Origin of the sequence: Neisseria sp. HMSC31F04 (assembly GCF_001807735.1) — a bacterium.
Classification (GTDB): Bacteria; Pseudomonadota; Gammaproteobacteria; order Burkholderiales; family Neisseriaceae; genus Neisseria; species Neisseria elongata.
The window spans coordinates 1-6,001 of sequence record NZ_KV790768.1 but is presented as its reverse complement, the minus strand read 5'-3'; the positions used below and the strand labels follow the sequence as shown (position 1 = coordinate 6,001).

The following is a 6,001-nucleotide window of genomic DNA, read 5'->3' as shown; positions in this document are numbered from 1 at the left end:
TGCTCTTTAACAAACAGATTACCGATAAGTGTGAGTGCTTAGGCCTCACACTGTTTAGAAGACAGACAAGATGATGTTTTAAACATTGTCCTGTCGGTTTCTTTGAAGCAGACCAGAAGTTATTAAGTTAGAGATTGAACATAAGAGTTTGATCCTGGCTCAGATTGAACGCTGGCGGCATGCTTTACACATGCAAGTCGGACGGCAGCGGGGTAGTGCTTGCACTACTGCCGGCGAGTGGCGAACGGGTGAGTAATATATTGGAACGTACCGAGTAATGGGGGATAACCAATCGAAAGATTGGCTAATACCGCATACGCTCTGAGGAGGAAAGCAGGGGACCTTCGGGCCTTGCGTTATTCGAGCGGCCAATATCTGATTAGCTAGTTGGTGGGGTAAAGGCCTACCAAGGCGACGATCAGTAGCGGGTCTGAGAGGATGATCCGCCACACTGGGACTGAGACACGGCCCAGACTCCTACGGGAGGCAGCAGTGGGGAATTTTGGACAATGGGCGCAAGCCTGATCCAGCCATGCCGCGTGTCTGAAGAAGGCCTTCGGGTTGTAAAGGACTTTTGTTAGGGAAGAAAAAGGAGCGGTTAATACCCGTTTCTACTGACGGTACCTAAAGAATAAGCACCGGCTAACTACGTGCCAGCAGCCGCGGTAATACGTAGGGTGCGAGCGTTAATCGGAATTACTGGGCGTAAAGCGAGCGCAGACGGTTACTTAAGCAGGATGTGAAATCCCCGGGCTCAACCTGGGAACTGCGTTCTGAACTGGGTAGCTAGAGTATGTCAGAGGGGGGTAGAATTCCACGTGTAGCAGTGAAATGCGTAGAGATGTGGAGGAATACCGATGGCGAAGGCAGCCCCCTGGGATAATACTGACGTTCATGCTCGAAAGCGTGGGTAGCAAACAGGATTAGATACCCTGGTAGTCCACGCCCTAAACGATGTCGATTAGCTGTTGGGCAGCTTGACTGCTTAGTAGCGTAGCTAACGCGTGAAATCGACCGCCTGGGGAGTACGGTCGCAAGATTAAAACTCAAAGGAATTGACGGGGACCCGCACAAGCGGTGGATGATGTGGATTAATTCGATGCAACGCGAAGAACCTTACCTGGTCTTGACATGTACGGAACCCTCCAGAGACGGAGGGGTGCCTTCGGGAACCGTAACACAGGTGCTGCATGGCTGTCGTCAGCTCGTGTCGTGAGATGTTGGGTTAAGTCCCGCAACGAGCGCAACCCTTGTCATTAGTTGCCATCATTCAGTTGGGCACTCTAATGAGACTGCCGGTGACAAACCGGAGGAAGGTGGGGATGACGTCAAGTCCTCATGGCCCTTATGACCAGGGCTTCACACGTCATACAATGGTCGGTACAAAGGGTAGCCAAGCCGCGAGGCGGAGCCAATCTCATAAAACCGATCGTAGTCCGGATTGCACTCTGCAACTCGAGTGCATGAAGTCGGAATCGCTAGTAATCGCAGGTCAGCATACTGCGGTGAATACGTTCCCGGGTCTTGTACACACCGCCCGTCACACCATGGGAGTGGGGGATACCAGAAGTAGGTAGGGTAACCGCAAGGAGCCCGCTTACCACGGTATGCTTCATGACTGGGGTGAAGTCGTAACAAGGTAGCCGTAGGGGAACCTGCGGCTGGATCACCTCCTTTCTAGAGAAAAGGGGTCTAGGTACTCACACTTATCGGTAATCGAAGATGCAGCACAAAGGGTTTGTAGCTCAGGTGGTTAGAGCACACGCTTGATAAGCGTGGGGTCGTAGGTTCAAGTCCTACCAGACCCACCATGCAGACCGCAAGGCAAAGAAGGCTGATTAGCCGGAGGCCGAAGTACTGGGGGCATAGCTCAGTTGGTAGAGCACCTGCTTTGCAAGCAGGGGGTCATCGGTTCGATCCCGTTTGCCTCCACCAAATAATTTACAAATTAAAATAGGTTGTATGAGAGTACAGTTTCTTTTAATTTGCGAAGTAAATAGCAATATTGAACGCATCGATCTTTAATAAATTGGAAAGCCGAAATCAACAAACAAAGACAATGTGTCTGTTTTTGATGATTGACCGATTGCAAACGGTCAGTTGTCTCCTGAATAGGAAAAGAAAAACAGGTGCAGTATTTGGGTGATGATTGTATCGACTTAATCCCGAAAGACAAAAGGCGGGATTAAGACACAACAAGCAGTAAGCTTTATCAAAGTAGGAAATTCAAGTTTGATGTTCTCGTCAACGGAATGTCAGGCAAAGTCAGAGAAGTTCTTGAAATGATAGAGTCAAGTGAATAAGTGCATCAGGTGAATGCCTTGGCGATGATAGGCGACGAAGGACGTGTAAGCCTGCGAAAAGCGTGGGGGAGCTGGCAATAAAGCTATGATCCCGCGATGTCCGAATGGGGAAACCCACTGCATTCTGTGCAGTATCCTAAGTTGAATACATAGACTTAGAGAAGCGAACCCGGAGAACTGAACCATCTAAGTACCCGGAGGAAAAGAAATCAACCGAGATTCCGCAAGTAGTGGCGAGCGAACGCGGAGGAGCCTGTACGTAATAGCTGTTGAGATAGAAGAACAAGCTGGGAAGCTTGACCATAGTGGGTGATAGTCCCGTATTCGAAATCTCAATAGTGGTACTAAGCGTACGAAAAGTAGGGCGGGACACGTGAAATCCTGTCTGAATATGGGGGGACCATCCTCCAAGGCTAAATACTCATCATCGACCGATAGTGAACCAGTACCGTGAGGGAAAGGCGAAAAGAACCCCGGGAGGGGAGTGAAATAGAACCTGAAACCTGATGCATACAAACAGTGGGAGCACCCTTGTGGTGTGACTGCGTACCTTTTGTATAATGGGTCAACGACTTACATTCAGTAGCGAGCTTAACCGGATAGGGGATGCGTAGGGAAACCGAGTCTTAATAGGGCGATGAGTTGCTGGGTGTAGACCCGAAACCGAGTGATCTATCCATGGCCAGGTTGAAGGTGCCGTAACAGGTACTGGAGGACCGAACCCACGCATGTTGCAAAATGCGGGGATGAGCTGTGGATAGGGGTGAAAGGCTAAACAAACTCGGAGATAGCTGGTTCTCCCCGAAAACTATTTAGGTAGTGCCTCGAGCAAGACACTGATGGGGGTAAAGCACTGTTATGGCTAGGGGGTTATTGCAACTTACCAACCCATGGCAAACTCAGAATACCATCAAGTGGTTCCTCGGGAGACAGACAGCGGGTGCTAACGTCCGTTGTCAAGAGGGAAACAACCCAGACCGCCAGCTAAGGTCCCAAATGATAGATTAAGTGGTAAACGAAGTGGGAAGGCCCAGACAGCCAGGATGTTGGCTTAGAAGCAGCCATCATTTAAAGAAAGCGTAATAGCTCACTGGTCGAGTCGTCCTGCGCGGAAGATGTAACGGGGCTCAAATCTATAACCGAAGCTGCGGATGCCAGTTTACTGGCATGGTAGGGGAGCGTTCTGTAGGCCGATGAAGGTGCATTGTAAAGTGTGCTGGAGGTATCAGAAGTGCGAATGTTGACATGAGTAGCGATAAAGCGGGTGAAAAGCCCGCTCGCCGAAAGCCCAAGGTTTCCTACGCAACGTTCATCGGCGTAGGGTGAGTCGGCCCCTAAGGCGAGGCAGAAATGCGTAGTCGATGGGAAACAGGTTAATATTCCTGTACTTGATTCAAATGCGATGTGGGGACGGAGAAGGTTAGGTTAGCAAGCTGTTGGAATAGCTTGTTTAAGCCGGTAGGTGGAAAACTTAGGTAAATCCGGGTCTTCTTAACACCGAGAAGTGATGACGAATGTCTACGGACATGAAGTAACCGATACCACGCTTCCAGGAAAAGCCACTAAGCTTCAGTTTGAATTGAACCGTACCGCAAACCGACACAGGTGGGCAGGATGAGAATTCTAAGGCGCTTGAGAGAACTCGGGAGAAGGAACTCGGCAAATTGATACCGTAACTTCGGGAGAAGGTATGCCCTCTAAGGTTAAGGACTTGCTCCGTAAGCCCTGGAGGGTCGCAGAGAATAGGTGGCTGCGACTGTTTATTAAAAACACAGCACTCTGCTAACACGAAAGTGGACGTATAGGGTGTGACGCCTGCCCGGTGCTGGAAGGTTAATTGAAGATGTGAGAGCATCGGATCGAAGCCCCAGTAAACGGCGGCCGTAACTATAACGGTCCTAAGGTAGCGAAATTCCTTGTCGGGTAAGTTCCGACCCGCACGAATGGCGTAACGATGGCCACACTGTCTCCTCCCGAGACTCAGCGAAGTTGAAGTGGTTGTGAAGATGCAATCTACCCGCTGCTAGACGGAAAGACCCCGTGAACCTTTACTGTAGCTTTGCATTGGACTTTGAAGTCACTTGTGTAGGATAGGTGGGAGGCTTTGAAACAGAGACGCTAGTCTCTGTGGAGCCGTCCTTGAAATACCACCCTGGTGTCTTTGAGGTTCTAACCCAGACCCGTTATCCGGGTCGGGGACCGTGCATGGTAGGCAGTTTGACTGGGGCGGTCTCCTCCCAAAGAGTAACGGAGGAGTTCGAAGGTTACCTAGGTCCGGTCGGAAATCGGACTGATAGTGCAATGGCAAAAGGTAGCTTAACTGCGAGACCGACAAGTCGAGCAGGTGCGAAAGCAGGACATAGTGATCCGGTGGTTCTGTATGGAAGGGCCATCGCTCAACGGATAAAAGGTACTCCGGGGATAACAGGCTGATTCCGCCCAAGAGTTCATATCGACGGCGGAGTTTGGCACCTCGATGTCGGCTCATCACATCCTGGGGCTGTAGTCGGTCCCAAGGGTATGGCTGTTCGCCATTTAAAGTGGTACGTGAGCTGGGTTTAAAACGTCGTGAGACAGTTTGGTCCCTATCTGCAGTGGGCGTTGGAAGTTTGACGGGGGCTGCTCCTAGTACGAGAGGACCGGAGTGGACGAACCTCTGGTGTACCGGTTGTCACGCCAGTGGCATCGCCGGGTAGCTAAGTTCGGAAGAGATAAGCGCTGAAAGCATCTAAGCGCGAAACTCGCCTGAAGATGAGACTTCCCTTGCGGTTTAACCGCACTAAAGAGTCGTTCGAGACCAGGACGTTGATAGGTGGGGTGTGGAAGCGCGGTAACGTGTGAAGCTAACCCATACTAATTGCTCGTGAGGCTTGACTCTATCATTTGAAGAACTTCAAAGATAAAAGCTTACTGACTGATTCAGTCATCACCAAATATATTGATTAAGGCTTTACCGATTTGTACAGTTTAAGTTTGGCGGCCATAGCGAGTTGGTCCCACGCCTTCCCATCCCGAACAGGACCGTGAAACGACTCAGCGCCGATGATAGTGTGGTTCTTCCATGCGAAAGTAGGTCACTGCCAAACACTTATTTCGAAGCCCTGATGATTTATTCGTCAGGGCTTCTCTCTTTTATACGTACTTTTTTGCCCTATCTAACATAGACAGGTTGCTGAAGAAGGTCATGACAGTTTGATCCTTTGGATGGGAATTTGTTTCGGCGGTGTGGCCAATGTGTTGCCAGATACTTGTTTTTTATTTATGATTCGGCATTATCTTGCAATTTTAGCCGGATAATTTGGTGTGATTTGGCGTTTGATTTAAGAAAGGAATAGGTATGAAAAAGGCTTTGTTCGGTTTGTTGTCTTATGCGGTTACGGCTTTGGCTTTGGCGGCCGTCAATATCAATACGGCCACGGTTGAGGAGTTGAAGGCTTTGCCCGGGATCGGTCCGGCAAAGGCTCAGGCCATTGTGGATTACCGCAAGGAAAACGGCCATTTTAAATCGGTGGAGGATTTGAAGAAGGTGAAGGGTATCGGTGAGGGTATCTTCGGTAAGTTGAAGGATGAGGCAACGGTCGGTACCGCTGCGCCGGCTAAAACGGCCAAACCCGCAGCCGAAAAACCTGCCGCCCAACCTGCAGCAGGGAAAAATGCGGCTAAGTAGGGATGGCCGATTCGGTTCGGTGGATAGGCCG

The 6,001-nt window shown here is 50.2% G+C and carries 1 protein-coding gene, 2 tRNA genes and 3 rRNA genes; all 6 read left to right on the top strand.

What is annotated here, in order from left to right; genetic code table 11:
• The first annotated feature begins 136 nt into the window (after positions 1-136).
• The 6 genes from HMPREF3107_RS01915 (at position 137) to HMPREF3107_RS01890 (ending at position 5,970) form a co-directional block, all read left to right on the top strand.
• Positions 137-1,677, top strand: a 16S ribosomal RNA gene (locus HMPREF3107_RS01915).
• A 57-nt stretch (positions 1,678-1,734) separates the two neighbouring features.
• Positions 1,735-1,811: transfer RNA gene (locus HMPREF3107_RS01910), tRNA-Ile, on the top strand.
• Between the two features lie 48 nt (positions 1,812-1,859).
• Positions 1,860-1,935 (top strand) — tRNA-Ala (locus HMPREF3107_RS01905).
• 354 nt (positions 1,936-2,289) lie between these two features.
• Positions 2,290-5,181: ribosomal RNA gene (locus HMPREF3107_RS01900) — 23S ribosomal RNA — on the top strand.
• A gap of 94 nt (positions 5,182-5,275) precedes the next feature.
• Positions 5,276-5,389 (top strand): 5S ribosomal RNA (gene rrf / locus HMPREF3107_RS01895).
• The 16S, 23S and 5S rRNA genes sit together here with 2 tRNA genes alongside, the layout of an rRNA operon.
• Before the next feature lie 251 nt (positions 5,390-5,640).
• Positions 5,641-5,970, top strand: coding sequence for a ComEA family DNA-binding protein (locus HMPREF3107_RS01890; RefSeq protein WP_070452757.1), 330 nt, complete (start codon positions 5,641-5,643; stop codon positions 5,968-5,970).
• Positions 5,971-6,001: the final 31 nt, after the last annotated feature.

Excerpts from the sequence above, each read along its gene's own strand:
- HMPREF3107_RS01890 (WP_070452757.1), top strand. The coding sequence starts at position 5,641 with ATGAAAAAGGCTTTGTTCGGTTTGTTGTCTTATGCGGTTACGGCTTTG.